The organism is Alicyclobacillus mali NBRC 102425 (assembly GCF_001570745.1).
Lineage (GTDB): Bacteria > Bacillota > Bacilli > Alicyclobacillales > Alicyclobacillaceae > Alicyclobacillus > Alicyclobacillus mali.
The window spans coordinates 1-17193 of record NZ_BCSG01000001.1; the positions used below are offsets into that span (position 1 = coordinate 1).

17 protein-coding genes and 1 pseudogene are annotated in these 17193 nt (G+C 62.6%); 15 read left to right on the forward strand and 3 right to left on the reverse strand.

The window, feature by feature from the left end; translation table 11 throughout:
* The 12 genes and pseudogenes from AMA01_RS00005 to AMA01_RS00060 form a co-directional block, all read left to right on the forward strand.
* A pseudogene (locus tag AMA01_RS00005) lies at positions 1–387 on the forward strand (TM1812 family CRISPR-associated protein); the annotation flags it as partial.
* Positions 384–1814 carry a type III-B CRISPR module RAMP protein Cmr1 gene (cmr1, locus tag AMA01_RS00010; RefSeq protein ID WP_067845424.1) on the forward strand — a complete coding sequence of 477 codons (1431 nt, stop codon included), beginning with the start codon at positions 384–386 and terminating at the stop codon, positions 1812–1814. The pseudogene AMA01_RS00005 and the gene cmr1, both read left to right, overlap by 4 nt.
* A gap of 8 nt (positions 1815–1822) precedes the next feature.
* Positions 1823–3661 carry a type III-B CRISPR-associated protein Cas10/Cmr2 gene (gene cas10 / locus AMA01_RS00015; RefSeq protein ID WP_231862753.1) on the forward strand — a complete coding sequence of 613 codons (1839 nt, stop codon included), beginning with the start codon at positions 1823–1825 and terminating at the stop codon, positions 3659–3661.
* On the forward strand, positions 3658–4905 hold the full coding sequence (locus tag AMA01_RS00020) for a type III-B CRISPR module-associated Cmr3 family protein (RefSeq protein WP_067845429.1): 1248 nt from the start codon (positions 3658–3660) through the stop codon (positions 4903–4905). Before cas10 ends, AMA01_RS00020 begins: the two co-directional genes overlap by 4 nt.
* Positions 4902–5795: a type III-B CRISPR module RAMP protein Cmr4 gene (gene cmr4, locus AMA01_RS00025; RefSeq protein WP_067845432.1), complete on the forward strand. Its 894-nt coding sequence runs from the start codon at positions 4902–4904 to the stop codon at positions 5793–5795. The genes AMA01_RS00020 and cmr4 overlap by 4 nt, the downstream gene beginning before the upstream one ends.
* 1 nt (position 5796) lies before the next feature.
* The gene (cmr5, locus tag AMA01_RS00030; protein WP_230088332.1) at positions 5797–6207 is read left to right on the forward strand and encodes a type III-B CRISPR module-associated protein Cmr5; all 411 of its coding nucleotides are present in this window, start codon (positions 5797–5799) and stop codon (positions 6205–6207) included.
* Entirely contained in the window at positions 6200–7342 is a 1143-nt protein-coding gene (gene cmr6 / locus AMA01_RS00035; protein ID WP_067845435.1) for a type III-B CRISPR module RAMP protein Cmr6, read from the forward strand. The genes cmr5 and cmr6 overlap by 8 nt, the downstream gene beginning before the upstream one ends.
* Positions 7343–7378: 36 nt before the next feature.
* Positions 7379–8548: a glycerate kinase gene (locus tag AMA01_RS00040; RefSeq protein ID WP_067846062.1), complete on the forward strand. Its 1170-nt coding sequence runs from the start codon at positions 7379–7381 to the stop codon at positions 8546–8548.
* A 302-nt stretch (positions 8549–8850) separates the two neighbouring features.
* Complete coding sequence (locus tag AMA01_RS00045; protein WP_067845438.1) at positions 8851–9840, forward strand: sugar kinase; 990 nt, start codon at positions 8851–8853, stop codon at positions 9838–9840.
* Entirely contained in the window at positions 9837–10463 is a 627-nt protein-coding gene (locus AMA01_RS00050; protein ID WP_067845441.1) for a bifunctional 4-hydroxy-2-oxoglutarate aldolase/2-dehydro-3-deoxy-phosphogluconate aldolase, read from the forward strand. The genes AMA01_RS00045 and AMA01_RS00050 overlap by 4 nt, the downstream gene beginning before the upstream one ends.
* A 15-nt stretch (positions 10464–10478) precedes the next feature.
* Positions 10479–11534: a mannonate dehydratase gene (locus AMA01_RS00055; protein WP_067845444.1), complete on the forward strand. Its 1056-nt coding sequence runs from the start codon at positions 10479–10481 to the stop codon at positions 11532–11534.
* Positions 11535–11628: 94 nt separating this feature from the next.
* On the forward strand, positions 11629–12426 hold the full coding sequence (locus tag AMA01_RS00060; protein WP_067846065.1) for a 3'(2'),5'-bisphosphate nucleotidase CysQ: 798 nt from the start codon (positions 11629–11631) through the stop codon (positions 12424–12426).
* Here the strand turns inward: AMA01_RS00060 and AMA01_RS13980 are convergent.
* Positions 12423–12779, reverse strand: a complete 357-nt coding sequence (locus AMA01_RS13980; RefSeq protein ID WP_231862754.1) for a YdcF family protein — start codon at positions 12777–12779, stop codon at positions 12423–12425. The genes AMA01_RS00060 and AMA01_RS13980 overlap by 4 nt on opposite strands.
* Before the next feature lie 58 nt (positions 12780–12837).
* Between AMA01_RS13980 and AMA01_RS13985 the strand changes: the two genes are divergently transcribed.
* Positions 12838–13119, forward strand: coding sequence for a hypothetical protein (locus tag AMA01_RS13985; RefSeq protein WP_231862755.1), 282 nt, complete (start codon positions 12838–12840; stop codon positions 13117–13119).
* A gap of 89 nt (positions 13120–13208) precedes the next feature.
* Here AMA01_RS13985 and msrB read toward each other — a convergent pair whose 3' ends face one another.
* A complete protein-coding gene (gene msrB, locus AMA01_RS00070; protein WP_067845446.1) occupies positions 13209–13670 on the reverse strand; it encodes a peptide-methionine (R)-S-oxide reductase MsrB in 462 nt (153 codons plus the stop codon).
* A 67-nt stretch (positions 13671–13737) separates the two neighbouring features.
* Entirely contained in the window at positions 13738–14229 is a 492-nt protein-coding gene (locus tag AMA01_RS00075; RefSeq protein WP_067845449.1) for a DUF1641 domain-containing protein, read from the reverse strand.
* 179 nt (positions 14230–14408) lie between these two features.
* Here AMA01_RS00075 and AMA01_RS00080 point away from each other — a divergent pair, with 179 nt between their 5' ends.
* Both AMA01_RS00080 and AMA01_RS00085 read left to right on the forward strand, forming a co-directional pair.
* Positions 14409–15233: a helix-turn-helix transcriptional regulator gene (locus AMA01_RS00080; RefSeq protein WP_067846068.1), complete on the forward strand. Its 825-nt coding sequence runs from the start codon at positions 14409–14411 to the stop codon at positions 15231–15233.
* 198 nt (positions 15234–15431) lie between these two features.
* Positions 15432–17192, forward strand: a complete 1761-nt coding sequence (locus AMA01_RS00085; RefSeq protein WP_231862765.1) for an ABC transporter ATP-binding protein — start codon at positions 15432–15434, stop codon at positions 17190–17192.
* Position 17193 lies beyond the last annotated feature (1 nt).

Below are 17193 nucleotides of genomic sequence, written 5' to 3' on the forward strand. Positions count from 1 at the left end.
GAAGCATACACAACGATGAGGGAATTATACATCACAGAGGCGTGTATCCTGGCGGGTGTGAACGTGTTCGATCATGACAAACGAGAGGCTTTAAAAAACCTGGCATACGCACAACGCGGCGAAGCGAAACGAGCAAGTGACGAAAATGAGTCATTTTCTGCTATCATCTCCGAACTTTCGCAAGAGCAACGAGCTGACATATCGGCATTTCAAAACCAGTTTAACGCAGATATTGACGCTGTTAGCCAATATCGAAACCAATTGAATCACGGTTTTTTTCAGAAAAATCTCCCTAAGACCCGAGAGACAAAGTTTCGCGATCGACTTTTAGAATTCGTAAGGCATCTTGAGGATTTTAAGAAACCCCGGGAGGGCGGTCATATATGAAGAGGCCGCCGAATATTCAGCTTCCTCTGGTGCAGAAAGAACTGGATTACCTGACGAGCGCTCACATCCGTACTCTCACACCAGTGATTGGTGCGGGCGTGCACTCCCAAAAAGCGGACAGAAGCCATCCGGTGCGCGGGGAGACAGTGCGCGGACATCTGCGGTTCTGGTGGCGCACGGTGTCTCAATCTGGGCCATTAGATCAGTGGATCGATAAATTGCGGGCAGAGGAGGCGCGCAAACGCTCGCTTCCCAAATTGCCGTCCATGGAAGAACTCGATCCGATCGAACGATTGCGCATTCGCGAAGCCACGATTTGGGGGAGTTCAAGCAGGGCCGGATTGCTGGCTGTGCAAGTGCAAAACCGCGAGTGGGAGCATCGTGATGTGCGGCGCAGATCAGCAGGGAACGTCGTTGAGGCCTTGGCGTCGCTGATGGGCGTCTCCGTTAAAGGAGGTGCATCATCGCTCGGTTACGCAGCTTTTTCCCTGCAAGTGAGTCAAAACGATACCCCTGGTGCCTGCTCCGAAGTCGGAATGGGCTCTTTTAACGTGAAGATTGTCTGGAATCCGTGGGCACGGCACTTGTGCGACACGGTCAAAGACCAGGTGGGGCGCGAAGTTCTAGAAGCGCTCTGGAGATGGATTCATTTTGGAGGACTTGGCATGCGTTGGCGGAGAGGTTTTGGGGCGCTGATTTCCGATGATGTCCCGGGTGTTCCGCGTCATTTGGACGAGCTTCGAGATCACCTGCGTTCGCATCCATCCGCAGGTCAGCCTGCCGTATGCGCCGTACTGGTTAAACCGTCGAACCCACATCGGCGGAGAAACACGTCGGAAACGGCTGTGTGGGACGGGTGGGAGGACTGTTTACAGCCGCTGCGGCAATATCGACAACCCAGACAGCCGAAGAATGGGCCAACGCGTAGCTTCACGAAGACGCCGTGGCCCGAGGCCAGCGTCATCCGGGCCATTCATCGCGGCCGAGGCAACCCGAAGAACGGAGCATTACGGTTTCCGCGTGCCGTGCTTGGTCTTCCAGTTATATTCCAATTCAAGGGTGAGTCGACACCGAACGCCGAACTGAGGCTGGACAAAAGTGGGAATCCTTTGTTGGGTCGACTTCCCAGTCCTTTCATCTTGAGACCGGTCCGCATCGGCGACGCCGTCTACCCGATGTGTGTTTGGCTCGAGTCCCCGCTGCCATCGCACCAGGAGCATGGATTTGTTCGAATGTCTTTAAAAGTAGGTTCGATGGCTCCGATCACCGTGCCTGCGACAGCCGCGCTCTCAGCGATGGAAGACCGTTTCAAGGCCCTAGAGGGGGGCGAGGTGCGGTTCGAGAAGACGAGCGACGCCTTGGCCGATTTTCTTCGCCATCTGCGCAAGCAAGGTTTTGAGGTTCTCTATCGTTCCGACGCTACTTGAAGGACGTGGTGTACTTGCAGAAGTATCTGCTTTCCATCGCCCTGGGACCGGTACAGGATTTCGTTCAAGCGGCGCGTCGAACACGGGATCTCTGGTTCGGGTCTTATTTGCTATCCGACGTGTCCAAGTGCGTCGCAGCAAGCCTCGTGGAAGACGGTGCCACGCTGATCTTCCCGCATAAGGAGAGCTTGAGCGGCTCTCAGGCTGTCGCGAATAAAATCCTGGCCGTGTTCGAAGGAGAGTCCGTGGTTCGTGTCCTGGACCGGGCTCATCACGCCGCTACCACGTGGTTACGTGAAACGGCACAAACAGCAGTTCAAGCCTTGCAAAGGGAGCTTTCATCCCGCCGCGATGTGTTCGACGAAGCGCTCTTTTTCCGTCAGGTCGATGACTTTCTCGAATTCTACGCGGCGTGGGTGCCGATGACGGATACATACGATCGCGACCGGCGGCGCGTTGAAGGCATTCTGGCGGCCCGCAAGATGCTTCGGAACTTTGACCCCAACGAAGGGGCGCGAGTGCCGAAATCGAGCTTGGACGGCGTTCGAGAATCGGTCCTGCGCATCTCCACGAACGACGCCTTAATCGAACGTGCACTACGGAGAATGGGCATCCGACCCGGGGAAGCCCTCGACGCGATGGGGCTCATCAAGCGTCTGAGTGGTCAACGGCCATACCCATCGGTCGTGCGCGTCGCTGTAGACAGCTGGATTCAGGCGGGCATGTCCGACGAGCGCTTTCGAGTGCAACTCGGGCGGGTCTCCGAGACATTGGAACGCGTCCTCATAGAGGCACCTGAATTGGACGTGGTGTCATCCGCGAGGGGCCGCGACGGATCCGAGGTCTATGTGCCGGATCATTACGAAAACTTCCCATACGATGGGAAGGCCCTCTTGGAAGGCTTTTTTGAGCAAGAAGAGTTCCGGCAGTTACAGGAGCAGTATCCCGGTCTGGCGGATGAGTTAAAGCGCGTGGTGACTCGGTTGCGAGAGATTCGGGGATGTTCGCCTCAGCCCTATCTCGCCGTGTTGATGGCCGATGGAGATCGGATGGGCGTTCAAATCGACCGAATGACAACTCCCGACGACCATTCGAACTTCAGCTATCGCGTGTCGGAGTTCGCGCGGCGGGCGCAGGACGTGATCGTCCAACACCGTGGGGTTCCGGTCTACGCGGGAGGCGACGACGTGTTCGCGTTTCTGCCCATCGAAACTTGCCTGCGGGCTGCAGACGCACTGCGGAAGCTTTTCGAAGAGAAGGTGGCATCCGCCGTCGCGAGTGACAAGCCTTCTTTGTCTGTTGGGATCGCCATTGGATATTGCCGAGAAGACCTGGGTTATCTTCGCCAACTCGCGCAACAGGCGGAGCATGAGGCCAAGGAGCCGGACCGAAATGGGCTCTGCGTGCTCGTGCAAACGCGTTCGGGCGGCGATCCGATTCGGGTTCGGTGCCGGTGGGACGAAGACCCTGTGCCGCGCATGGAGCGGCTGGCCGCGTGGCATCAGAGGTCGGAGATTGCGCACACCACAGGATATGTCCTTGAGCAGATTGGTCGCCTGTACGGCGGCGCCGCGGACGAGGACATCGTGGCGGGTGAACTGCGGCGAGCACTGTCTCGCCGGACGGTGGCGGGTGAGCGCCGGTTTGCCGACGACGTCATGGACGACATCACCTCACTGTTTCGATCGCGTTTCCTCGCGCGGCAGGCTCTGCAGGATGGAGCGGCAACCGCCGCGCTTCAGGATTGCGCTTCGTGGTTGAAATTTGGTCACTGGTTGGCAAGTCACGCGGAACCTGAGGCGTGGCAGAACGTTGAGATCCGCGCCGGCGAGGAGGTGGACACGTGAGGGCGGGTTGGATCATGTTTGAGCCCTTCGACCGTTTGGTGGTCAGGGACGGACGGCCTTTCGGTGGCGAGAACCGTACGCTTCGCACGCTGTCATGGCCCCTCCCTCCGACGACGGCGGGGGCCGTGCGCACACTGGTGGGTTCTTTGATGTCCAAGGGCGGGCCCGCTTTTACGGACGACCACATTGAGCTCTTGAAACAGATCTCCGTGCAGGGCCCCATGCTTGCAGTCATGCGAGAATCAGGGTTCCCGAACCTCTTCGTTCCCGCCCCGCGGGACGTGTGGATGGCGCGGACGGGCGATGGCATCAAAGTGGGCGCTGTGATTCCCAAGCGAATGGGCTCCGACGCGGGGACGGATCTGAGTCACCTGAGCGCTTTCGCCTGTCCGCCTGGTGCGGATAAGCCCATCTCGCCCCCCGCTTTTTGGTCGCTCGAAGCGTATGTCCGATGGATGACGTTCGATCACGTCCAATCCAATGGGTTCGAGGCATCCACCGCAGATCCAGCATCAGCTCTGGCTTCATACCTTGGCTTCGAAACGGCGGGGCAAGCGAGTGGCGAGCGCTCTCTTCATTTCCGATCCGGCCCAGCGGTGGAGTGGCGCACGCACGTGCAGATGGAAGGCGGACAGCGAAAGACGGGAGGACTGTTCTCTACCTCCGGCCTCCGCTTCCAACATGATGAGCGGATCGCCTGCTGGGTTGAATTGCCGGACGAGGTCGGGGACGTCTTTCAGAGTCGCTCGGATGTTCCAGGCCATCTCGGTGGGGAACGTGGATTGGCGCGCGTGACGTGGCGAGAAGCGAGACAACCTGTGCCGGGCGAATGGCGCAGCAGCTCGGCGCTCGCCGAGCCTTACCGCAGCGGCGACTTGCTTCGCCTGGTGTTCTTGACGCCGTGTCCGTTTGCACGAGGATGGTTGCCCAAGTGGCTCGATGACCGCCTGGAGGGGGAACTGCCGGGCACTCATCTGCGTGTCAGGCTCGAAACGGCCGTGGTGCCTCGATTTGTTCCCGTCTCGGGTTGGAGTCTCGCGGAACCGCGTGGTCCGAAACCCATGCGAAAGTGTGTTCCCGCGGGTAGCGTATATTTCTTTACCGTCTTGAACGAGGACGCCTATCGGCCGATCCGGCCTCTGGATTTATGGTGGTCTTCCGTGGCGGATGATCCGCAGGACGCTCGCGATGGATTCGGCGTTGTCGCCGCAGGACGCTGGGCGTGGGGGGAGGATGTACTGTGACCGTCATTCAGTCGTACTGGGTTTATGCGTATTCGCCCATCCATGTGGGGGCGGGACAAGGCACGGGATTTGTGGACCTACCTGTCGTGCGGGAAAAGGTGACAGGATGGCCGTACCTGCCGGGCACCTCCATCAAAGGTGTCCTTCGCGATGAATGGGAGCGAAAGTGTCGACAAAAGGGTACGCCGGAGCAAGACGGTTTGAGAGAGGTCCAGCGGGTGTTCGGCACGCAGGAGCGGGCGGGCATCGCGACGTTCACGGATGCCCGCCTGGTGTGCCTGCCGGTCGCGAGCATGATTGGAACCTATGCGTATGTGACTTGCCCCCTCATCCTGCAGCGCCTGGCGCGGGACATGGCGCTGACAGGTGTTGAAATTCCCGCGTTGTCACGCGCGGTCGAAACCGATCGGGCGTTGGTTTCAAACAGCTCAAAGCTCGCATTCACGTTTCCGTCGAATCCGGAACCTTCCCTGTACCTTCTGGACTTTTGCCTGAAGTCGGAGAACTGCGACGTTACAACGTCCATCGGCCGACGCATTGCGGAAATCCTATTTGACGACGAGGACTGGCGTCAGACCTTCGTGGATCGCTTCGTCGTCGTCCATGATCAACTGTTTCAATTCTTTTCTGAGCATGGAACGCAGGTGGACGCACACATTCGAATGGGCGACAATGGCACCGTTGCCCAAGGGGCGCTTTGGTACGAGGAGTCCCTGCCGCCGGAGTCCGTGCTCGTTGGACTCGTGTCGGTGGATGACCCGAGGCGCGAGGAAGGGAGCGATTTGGCGAGTCCGTTTCGCGGGCGGGTGGTTACGCAAATAGGTGGCAACGCGACGACGGGCTGCGGGCAGTCCCTACTCATCTTTGGGCCTGAGAGGGCGGTGGACTGAAATGCACAGCGTGCTTGACTCCGATTTGCAACCGCGCGCGGTTCAATGGTTGCAACGTGCTAAGAACCTCGTTCGTGAAGCGGCCGACACTCGTGTGCGTTCCGAATATGCGTCATTGGCGCGTGGATTGCCAGCTTTGCTGCATCAATCCGGTCTCTTTCAGACCATCGCCTACTTGGAAAGTCGATCTCGCCGGGCCTCCAACAATCCCACGGCTCACGGACTCATGCTCGCTCATCTGGCCTCTCTTTTGTCTCCCTTCACTGGAATGAAGGAGCTGAAGACGGATGAGCTTACACAGATGAAACTGCACGAGTATCTCGTCGTATCGCGCCTCTCGCTGGAGGCGGCCTCCTGGTTGAAGCGAATGGTCGAAATCCAGTTTGGCGACGAGGAGGAGCCGCATGCGTGATCGTGACATTCGAGGCCCTCTGGCGCAAGAGAGCATGTGGGAGACGGTAGGGGCCAAGTTGGAGAATCCGGGCCTCGTCTTTCAGCGATTCGGATTCGCCGGCGTGCATGAACCTCAAGGTGATGCCGGGAGTTTGCTGGCCTCGGCATATGAACGAATTCACAAGGCGTTCTACGCTGCACAACAGGGCGATCTCTATCTGCGGGTGTATCAACGGGCCGCGTCGATGCCCAGCATGGGACGTACTCGCCATGTGAGTGGCGAGATCGAGTTTGAAGAACGCGTGGCAGTGGGCCTCGGCCGCGAGTCGGTGTACGAGGTTGGGCTGATGTTCCATCCCGTGTACGGGGTTCCTTATATCCCGGGCAGCACATTGAAGGGGCTTTTGTCTCATTTTGTGCACGACGTCGTCGGTCAACAGGGGCGTCATCCGGAATTTCAGCGAGGCGGGGAAGGCCATCGCTTTCTCTTTGGCACCATTGAACGAGACGACGAGGAACGGAACCGGGGCGCGTTGATCTTCTACGATGCGCTCATCAAGCCCGAGGCGCTCAAATCCCTGCGACTCGAGGTCATGACCATTCATTATCCATCCTATTACCGTGGACTGGACACGCCGCACGGAATGGACGACCCCATCCCAGTCCATTTTCTGAGCCTCGACCGCCCGACGTTTCTCCTCAGGCTCGGAATGGACTGTGAGGAGGAAAAAGCTGAGGAATGGCTCGCCTGGTCGTGGGACCGGCTGTTGGACGCCCTTTCCCTGTGGGGCGTCGGCGGGAAAAAGTCGAGCGGTTACGGGCGGGCGAAGCGAAGACAAGCGGAGTCGGTCGGGAGCGAAACAGAAGAGGCCCTGCCGAGTCGGGGATCTGTTCTGCTCGTGAGGCGGATTCAACCTCCCGATGGGAAACAAGGGATCTGGTTTGAGACAGTGAATCCGCCTCGTTTGTATGGCAACGCAAGCAGTGTGCCTCCGCACCTGGCGCCAGAAATCGGGGGAACGATGGAGTTGATGATCAAGGAATTTTACCCACATATTGATGCGGAAAGGGTTCTATGGGATAAGCCTCCTGCCGCTCGGACTCCGTCGAAAGGAGCAGATCGATCCAAGGGACGACCAGGACCTCGGCGGTAGACCTCATCGAATTCGGAGGGCTTTGAGGTGACGCACATGACATCCATCGGCGCGAAAGGTGAAGCTCCCCACATCCTGCTCGCCCCCGATTCCTTCAAGGGCTCGCTCACCGCGCGCGAGGTGGCTGAGGCGATGGCCGAGGGCGTGAGCCGGGCGTATCCATCCGCCCAGTTGACGCTTGTCCCCATCGCCGACGGCGGCGAGGGTACACTCGATGCGATCGCGACCTCTACCAACGCGCGTTGGTTATCGGCGGTCGTCACGACCGCGAGCGGCCAACCTAAGCAAGGCCGTTTCCTTGCCCTCCCCGATGGCACCGCCGTCGTCGAGTGCGCGGAGGCCGTCGGCCTGCCGGAGGCCCTCCGTTCGGGCGTCGACGTCTGGCACCGCAAGACCGCTGGCGTCGGCGAGATGATCCGGCACGCGCTCGAGACGGGGCATCGCCGCATCGCGGTGGCGCTCGGGGGATCCGCCACGAACGGCGCGGGCGTCGGCATGCTCGCGGCGCTCGGCGTGCGATTCCTCGATGATGCGGACCAGGACGTGCCCCCGGTGCCGGCGGAGTTTCACCGCGTGGTGCGCGTCGACGTGTCTGGCCTCGATGAGCGCCTCCGCGGCGCCGAGATGCTCGCCGTGTGCGACGTGGACAACCCGCTCGCGGGCGAAAACGGGGCCACCACCGTCTTCGGGCCGCAGAAGGGCGTCTCGACCCACGACGTGAGCCACTTGGACGCTGCCCTGACGCACATCGCGGCATTGTGCGAGGCGGCCTTTGGCCGCAAAGCGGCAGACCTGCCCGGCGCAGGCGCCGCAGGCGGCCTTGGCTTCGCGCTCTACCTTCTAGGCGCCACGCGCGTGTCCGGCATTGATTTCGTGCTCGACGCCGTCGGGTTCGATCACGCCCTCGAACGTGCCGCGCTCGTCCTGACGGGCGAGGGACGCACGGATGCTCAGTCGGCCCGCGGCAAGGCGGTGGCTGGCGTCGCCCGGCGCGCAAAGGCCCGCGGCGTGCCGGTGTTCTGTATCTCCGGGGCCATCGGCCCGGGCGCCGAGCAGATGTACGAGCACGGCGTATCCGCCATGTTCTCCATCGCGCCAGGGCCCATCTCGCTGGACGAGGCCGTGGCGAACGCCACGTCGCTTCTCGCATCGGCAACGGAGAACGCCGTTCGCGCGTGGCTCGCTGGCCGCGCTGGAAAGCCGTAGGTCCGCGCGAGCCGGAAGGGGGCGAATCCTCCGTCGCCGACCGTAAGCGGTGCGCCTCGCGCCGCGGGTCTCGCGCGTGTCTGTGTTGCCAACCGGCCTGCACCATGGCCGCTTTGGCACCTGCCGTGATTCGAACCGCATCTGCCGCGTTCATGCTACAATGGCTTTGTGGGCGATCTCGCCCTCATTCTTTCACATCTTCTAACACACAAGTATACAAGAGCTGGCACAGGCTCGTGGCGGTTGCGCGCCGTGCGCACCGCTTGGCGCGCTAGTCGAGCCTGTCGGCGAGGAGGGGCGAGATGGCGGAGCGAGAACCGAGCGACTTACGCGTCTTGACATTTGGAGAACCGCTGGTGGTCTGCGTACCGAATGGCGCCGGGAGACTGCACCAGGTGCGCCGCTTTCACACGGGTTGTGCCGGCGCGGAGCTGAACACCGCGGTCGGCCTCGCGCGATTGGAGGTCCCCGTCGCGTATCTGGCGAAGGTGGGCGATGATCCGTTTGGCGAACAGATCCGCCGTGCGCTGCGCGAGGAGGGCGTCGATGACCGACTCGTCACGGCCTCCCATCGGTGCCCAACGGGGATCTACTTCAAGCAGTGGGCAGGGCTCGACGGGCGGACCGAGGTGTTCTACTATCGCAGCCAGTCCGCCATGGCCGAGGAAGGGTTCGCGACGTATCCAGCCGAGGAATGGCTCGCATCGGGCGACATCAGTTGGGTGCACGGGACGGGCATCACCTGGATAATTGGCGAAGCGGCCCGCGCGGCGAGCGACGCGCTCGTGGAGGCGGCGGGGCGATGTGGTGCAACGTTTTCGTTTGACATCAACGTGCGCCTCAAGCTCGCGCCCGAAGACGCGTGGCGGGCACTGCTGGCGGAGGTCGCGCCGAAGGTCACGTGGCTCTTTTTAGGCGACACGGAGGCGGAGATGCTGCTTGGCACGGCACGCGCTCAGGAGGTCTGGGCGTCCATCCGGGACCTGGGCTTTGCTGGTGAAGGCGTGATCGTCAAGCGGGGCGCGGAAGGGGCGGAGTGGCTGTCGGAGGGCGGCGTACTCCACGTGCCGGCGTGGCCCGTCTCGAACGTGGTGGACACGGTCGGCGCGGGGGATGGTTTCAACGCGGGATTCATTGCGGGGCGGATGAAGGGCTGGACCACCGAGGAGGCGCTTCGGCTGGCGGCGCTCGTCGGCGCGTGCGCCGTGACCGCCGAAGGGGATTATGACGGCTACCCGACGTGGCGCGAGGCCATGTCGTATCTCGAGGGCCAGGGAGGCGTGGAGCGATGAACGTGGTATCGATGCTCGAAGAGGAGAAAATTGTGGCGGTCCTGCGGCGTCTGCCGTCAGACACGTTTCTCGACGTGGTGCGTGCGCTCGTCGACGGCGGGGTGCGGGCCATCGAGGTGACCATGGACGCGCCGGACGGCGCGGACCTCATCCGGCGGACACGCGAGGCATTAGGCGATCGCGTCCTGCTTGGCGCAGGCACCGTGTTCACGCGCGAGCAGATGCAGGCGGCAAAGGAGGCGGGCGCGTCCTTCTTCGTGTCCCCGCACCTCGATCCCGACCTGATGAAAGCCGCTAAGGAATGGGGCGTCCCAATGGTGCCAGGCGTGCTCACGCCGACGGAGGTCGCCGCGGCGCTTCGGCACGGCGCGCAGGCGGTGAAGATCTTCCCTGGCAGCCTCGTCGGCCCGGGCTATCTGCGCGATCTCCGCGGTCCGTTCAAGGATCTTAAGGCCATGGTGACGGGCGGCGTGGGCGAGGACAACGCGCGCGCCTTCCTCGACGCGGGCGCGGTGGCCGTGGGCGTCGGCAGCTCGCTCTTCCCGAAGGCGGATCTCGAGGCCCGCGACTACGCGTCCATCTCGAAGCGGGCGGAGCGCCTGGTCCGCCTCGTGCGCGGCTGAGGGGAGGATCAGCGGATGCAACTTTCCTTTCGCTGGTACGGACCGGACGATCCCGTCACGCTCGAAAAGATCCGGCAGATTCCAGGGTGCGTCGGCATCGTCTCCGCCCTCTACCACGTGCCGCCAGGCGAAGTGTGGCCCGAAGACGAGATCCGCGAGCTCGTGCGTCGGGTGGAGTCACACGGCTTTCGCCTGACCGTCATCGAGAGCGTGCCGGTGCACGAGGACATCAAGCTCGGGCGCCCGGCGCGCGACAGGTACATCGAGGCGTATCAACAGACGCTCAGGCGGCTCGCGAAGGCCGGGATCGACACGGTCTGCTACAACTTCATGCCGCTCTTCGACTGGATGCGCACCTCGCTCGCCTATCCGCTGCCGGACGGATCGAACTCGCTCGCGTATTTCCACGACGAGGTGGACGAAGCGGCGCTCCTCTCCGGGCGGGTGAAGCTGCCGGTCTGGAACATCGACGAGGACGGCGAGAAACTGCGCCGGCTGCGGGACGAGTACAGGGAGCGGGGCGACGAGGGACTCTGGGACAGCCTCGCCTATTTCCTGCGCGCCGTCGCGCCCGTCGCGGAAGAGGTAGGCATTCGCCTGGCCATTCATCCGGACGATCCGCCCTGGCCCGTCATCGGCATCCCTCGCATCATCGGCCGGCACGCGTCGTTTGTGCGCATGTTCGAGATGTGCGATTCGCCCGCAAACGGCGTGTGCTTCTGCTCGGGTTCGCTTGGCGCGAGCGCCGAGAACGATCTGCCCGCCATCCTGCGCGATCTCGGCGAGCGAAATCGGCTTCACTTCGTCCACCTGCGAAACGTACAGCGTGTCGGCGAGAAATCATTTTACGAGTCCGGCCACCTGTCACGGGACGGATCGGTCGACATGGCGGAACTCGTGGCCATCCTCGCGCGGCTCGACTACCAGGGCCCGGCGAGGCCGGATCACGGCCGGATGATCTGGGGCGAGACGGGCATCCCCGGCTACGGCTTGTACGATCGCGCGCTCGGCCTCACGTATCTGAACGGCCTCTGGGAGGCGTCCCGGGCGTTCGTCGAGAACAGGGTCTGACGCGGCTATCTGCGCCGCCCCGCTTTACACCGCCGGTATAATGGAAGGCGGGTGTTGATCTGGGCACGAGGTGCTCAAGGATTCGGAGGGGCGCATGGACAAGGCATGGCTCGACGGCCTGGCGGAGGTCGTGCAGGAGGCAGGCCGCCTGGTGGAGGACATCGCCAGGCAGGGCTTTGACACGCAATTCAAGCATCCGGAAGAGAGGCGGGATCCGGTCACCACGGCCGATCTCGCCTGTGACGCGTTTCTGAAAGAGCGGCTCCTCGCGCTGCTTCCCGAGGCCGGTTGGCTGTCCGAGGAGACGAAGGATCGGCCGGATCGCCTGGAGAAAAGCTGGGTGTGGATTGTCGATCCCATCGACGGCACGCGGGAGTTCGTCCGCCGCATTCCCGAGTACGCCGTCTCGGTGGCGCTCGCGCGGGACGGCGAGCCGGTGGCGGGTGCGGTGGTGAATCCCGCGACGGGGGATCTGTTTCTCGGCGCGGTGGGCCTCGGCGCATGGCGGAATGGAACGCCCATGGCCTGTTCCCGCATCCGCGGGGAGCGCCTCACCATTCTCGGCAGCCGGTCGGAGATGAATCGCGGCGAGTTCGAGCCGTTTGCCGGCGTTCTCGACGTCCGGGCGGTGGGCTCCATCGCGTACAAGCTCGCGCTTGTCGCGGCGGGCGAGGCGGATGGCACGTTCAGCCTCGGCCCGAAACACGAGTGGGATATCGCGGCAGGCGTCGCGCTCGTCCTGGCGGCAGGCGGCCGGGTGCACGACGGCGCCGGGCGACCGTTTCGCTTCAACCAGCCGCACACGCTCACCCGCGGCATCGTGGCGGCCACGCGCGAGGCGTACGGCGATCTCGCCCTGCTACTTGAGCGGCACGCACCACGGCGCGCCTAGCCGTGAAGGTGCAGGCGCGCGGCGAGGATGCCGAGGTCTTCGTGCAGCGCGGTGCAGGTCTCGTCGAGGCCCGCCTGCGATGGCAGCCACGCGTAAGCGAGGGGCGTGGGGACGGAGCTCGCGACATAGCCGACCGGGTACGCCTCGACCGCCATGCCGACGCGCCGAAAGTCCATGACGGCGCGCGCCATCTGCACCGCCGATGCGACGAGAATGGGGCGCAAGCGGTGGAGCCTGCGCAGGATGACGGCCGTGTGTTCGGCGTTCTCCTCGGTCGTCCGGCTCGTGGCGTCCACGTACAGGTCGCGCTGTGGCACGCCGAGTGCGGCGAGATCGCGCGGCGATGAGCGCAAACGCGTAGGATTTCCCGTTTGCGCGGATGAGGGGCCCGCCGGAGAGGACGATGGGCAGGTGCAGCTCGCGGTACAGGGCCGCCGCGGCGAGGACGCGCTCGCCCGAGTCGCCGTACAGGGTGCCGGTGTCAAGGGCGGGATCGGCGAAATCCGGCGTGGCCGCGGAAAAGCCCGCGCCGAGCACCACGATGGTGTCACCCGTGGGGCGCGCGGGCGGCGCGTAAGCGCGTTCGAGAGGGATGAGCAGCCAATTGCCGACGGCTTGGGTGCACGCGGCGGCGAAGGCCAGCGATACCGCGGCGAACGCGATGGCGAAGCCGCGGCGATGGCGGGCGAGTAGAATGGCCAAGACAAGCGTGAGGGTGGCAAAGAGGCCCGGCGGCAAGGCGAGGCTCTCCGCCAGTTTGACGGCCCACAGCATGGGAGGTATCAGTCCTCGTCGTCCTCAAACAGCTTCAGGTATTCGCCGTATCCCTCTTTTTCGAGGTCCTGTTTCGGAATGAAGCGGAGCGCCGCCGAGTTGATACAGTAGCGCAGACCGCCCTTGTCGATGGGGCCGTCGGGAAACACGTGCCCCAGGTGCGCGTCCGCTTCGCGGCTGCGGACCTCCGTGCGGATCATGCCGTGGCTGAAATCGGGTTGTTCCACCACCACGTCTTGTGCAATCGGTTTCGTAAAGCTGGGCCAGCCGCAGCCGGAGTCGAACTTGTCGCGCGACGAGAAGAGCGGCTTACCGGACACGACGTCGACGTAGAGACCTTCCTCGTGGTGGTTCCAGTACTCGTTGCGGAACGGCGGCTCCGTCGCGTTCTCCTGGGTCACGGCGTACTGGAGCGGCGTCAGGCGCTTGCGCAGCTCCTCTTTGGTCCACTTGCGCTGGGATTCGCTCATGGCCGTCCCTCCCGGAAATCGAGCGAGGCGATCGCGCCTTTGCCGATCCGACGCGATCGCCAAAGGTTCAATGATGGCCGTGGGACTCGTCTTTGCCGAGCTCTTCGAGCATCGCGGAGACGATGCGGAGATTCTTCTGTACCACCGGTTCCTTGAGCAGCTTCAGCAGGCTGAACACGCTGTAGGTGGTGGTGTCGTGCTCCGCGCGCTCCTTGGCCACCTTGTACGCGTCGAGCACCTTCTTCGCAGGGCCCACGGCCGGCTCGACCATCTGTTTGGCGAGCTTGCCGAATCCCTCAAGCGAGTCGCCGTCCGTGACGATGTCCTCCACGGCTTGGGACACGCGGCTGACGAGGTAGACCAACTTCGCGAGCTGGGGCAAGTGCTCGACGACGGTGGCGAGGCTTTCGAGCGTGCGCTCGTCGGCTGTCAGCGCCTCCACCAGCTTGGCGATCTGCGGCAAGCGTTCGAGCACGTTGTTCAACGACCGTTGAACGGACGGATCCAGCAGAATGTCCGACACATCCAGCGTCTCTTGCATCTGTTGCGTCTCACTCACGACGGATGAGCCTCCTTGCGCCTTGCACCGTAGAACTGCGTGCTTGGTTGTGATTGTCTGGGACTCTCGATTCCACTGCTCAGTATAGTGGACGCGAGGCCCGATGTCTAATAGAGGATGAAACGAAGAACATGAGGTCCGCATAGGCACATGGCCTCGCAATGGGAGTGAATGGATTCGTGTCTATAGGAGGTCGCGGAAGCCGAGAGCCTGAAGCGTGGCTGCTCGGCGCAGGGTTTGCGGAGCACGATACCCCATTCGTTCAGACGGTGCATCAGGGGCTCGACTGCTATCTCTTTCGCCTGCAGCTCGACGGCCACGCCGTCGTGACGACATCCGGCGCGTCCATGGTGGTCAGCGCAGGAGATCTGCTCCTCTTTCCGGCAGGGGAACCGTATGAACTGCGCATCGAGCCGGATGAGGGGGATCGGCCGGGCGAGCACCTGTCGACCGATCTATACCTGTTCTGCAATGGCCCGTGGGTCGACCGATGGTGGAACGAGCGGGCGCGAAAACGTCACCTTCGCCTGGCTCTGCACGAAAACTGCGTGTATCTTTGGCGCCAGCTCATCGAAGAATACCGCCGGCCGGGCAAGCCGGACGAGGAACTCTGCGACTACTTGCTCCGAGCGCTGTGCCTCACGTTCGACAAATACGGCTACGATCCGAAGCGCGCCACGCCCGTCCCCATCGCGGCGGAGCGCATTCGAGCCTACATCGAGCGGCACGCGGCGGAAGACCTGTCGCTCTCGAACATCGCCGACGCGGTCGGGCTCTCCATCTCGCGCGTCGTGCACATTTTCAAAGAGGCGTACGGCCAGACCGTCGTCCAATATTTGCAGAATGTTCGACTGCAGATGGCGTGCGACCGCATGCGCTTCAGCAACCTGAACCTGGAAGAGATCGCCGACCGATGCGGCTTTCACTCGTACTCCTATTTCTACCGCGTCTTTCGCCAGAAATACGGCATCTCGCCGCGGGAATTTCGGCAGCGAGCGACGTGATGGAACATGAGTCCCGCCGTTTGAAATGGCAACGACGTGTTGGTTCTGGTCTTCACGAGCGGTGTTTGCCAATCAGCCACATTCGGAAAAAGATGACCAGATTCGTCATCCCGTTTCGCGGCCGACTGTGATTCAATGTCTGGCGTGCGACTGATCCGGCTCCGGCCGCGAAAAGGGGAGAGACCTGACTTGGCTGGCGTGTACCGACGATTATCTCGCTTTTATCGGCCGTACCTGTCGCTCCTTTGGGTGAGCCTCGGCTTCCTCGTCTTGACGGCCCTCTTGCAACTCGCGTATCCGTATCTCCTAAAGGCCATTGTGAATCGCGTGATCCTCGGGCATCGTGAGGAGCTGTTGCTCCCGCTTGCCGGGGCTATCCTCCTCGCGTCCCTCGCCAAGGGCATCTGCAACTTCACGCAGGCGTACCTGGCGCAGGTGTTCGGCGCGCGCACGGCTTTCGATCTGCGCAACGAGCTGTACCGAAAACTCAACCACCTGCCGTTTCGATTTTACGACGAGATCCACACAGGCGACCTGATGTCTCGCCTCACGGCCGATCTCGACGCCTTCCGCATGTTTTTTGCGTTTGGCATCAACAACCTCCTGAACTTATTCTTTACGATCGTGTTCAGCATCGGCATGATGCTCACGCTCGATGTTCGGCTGGCTCTTCTTCTTTCCATCGTCATTCCCGTGCTCGCAGCGACGGCCATCCGCTTCGACAAGAAGATTGGCCCCGTCTTTATGGCCATCCGCCAAACGCTGGGTCGGCTCAATTCAGGCGTCCAGGAGAGCCTCATGGGCGTTCGCACCGTGAAGTCGTTCGCGCGCGAGGCGCACGAGATCGACAAATTCCGGGATCGCAATCAGGCGTATTATGACGCCAACATCCGCGCGACCAGGCTGTGGCGCACCTTCTTTCCCGCCATCGAACTGACGGGGAATCTCGGCGTGGTGCTCATTCTCCTCGTCGGCGGGTGGCTCGTGATGTCGGGCCACATGAATCTCGGCGATCTCGTCGCCTTTCTCTCGCTCATCTGGTACATGATCTGGCCCATGTCGCAGCTCGGCTTCTTCCTGAACAACTGGACCCAAGCCACCGCCGCCGGCGCCCGCCTCCTCGAGATTCTCGAGCAGGAGGACGATCTCGACGCTTCTCTTGAGGAAGTGGACCGCCCGATGGACGGACTCGTCGAGTTTCGCGGCGTGAGCGTCAAACTGGGTGGCGAATACGTGCTGCGCGATGTCACGTTCACCGCGCGGCCCGGCCAGACCCTCGCGATTGTCGGACTCACGGGAAGCGGCAAGTCCACGCTCGTCTCGCTGATTCCTCGCTTCCGGGACGTCGACGAAGGCGCGGTCCTCGTCGACGGCGTCGACGTGCGCCATTGGAAGCGGGAGTCCCTGCGGCGACAGATGGGCTTCGTCTTTCAGGAGGCGTTCCTCTTCTCCACGACGCTTTTTGCCAACATCGCCTACGGCCGCCCCGACGCGGACGTGGACCGGGTGCAAGAGGCAAGCGAAGTGGCGGACGCGGCCGAGTTCATCGAACGGCTTCCTGACCGGTATCTCACGCTCGTGGGCGAGCGGGGGCTCGGCCTGTCCGGCGGCCAGCGCCAGCGCGCTTCCATCGCCCGCGCGCTCGTGCCCGAGCCTCGTATCCTCATCTTGGACGACGCCACGAGCGCCGTCGACATGGAGACGGAGGAAGTGATTCAGAAGCGTCTCGCCGCACGAATGGGGCGCGCCACGACGTTTCTCATCGCCCAGCGACTGAACGCCGTGAAAGACGCAGACGAGATCCTCGTGCTCGACGGCGGCCGGATCGTCGAGCGGGGCCGACACCAGGAACTGCTCGATCTCGGCGGCCTGTACCGCCAGATCTACGACATGCAGTTCAGGGATCTCGAGGCTTTGCGCCAGTTCGCGAGTGCTTGCAAGGCGGAAGGAGAGCGTTGAG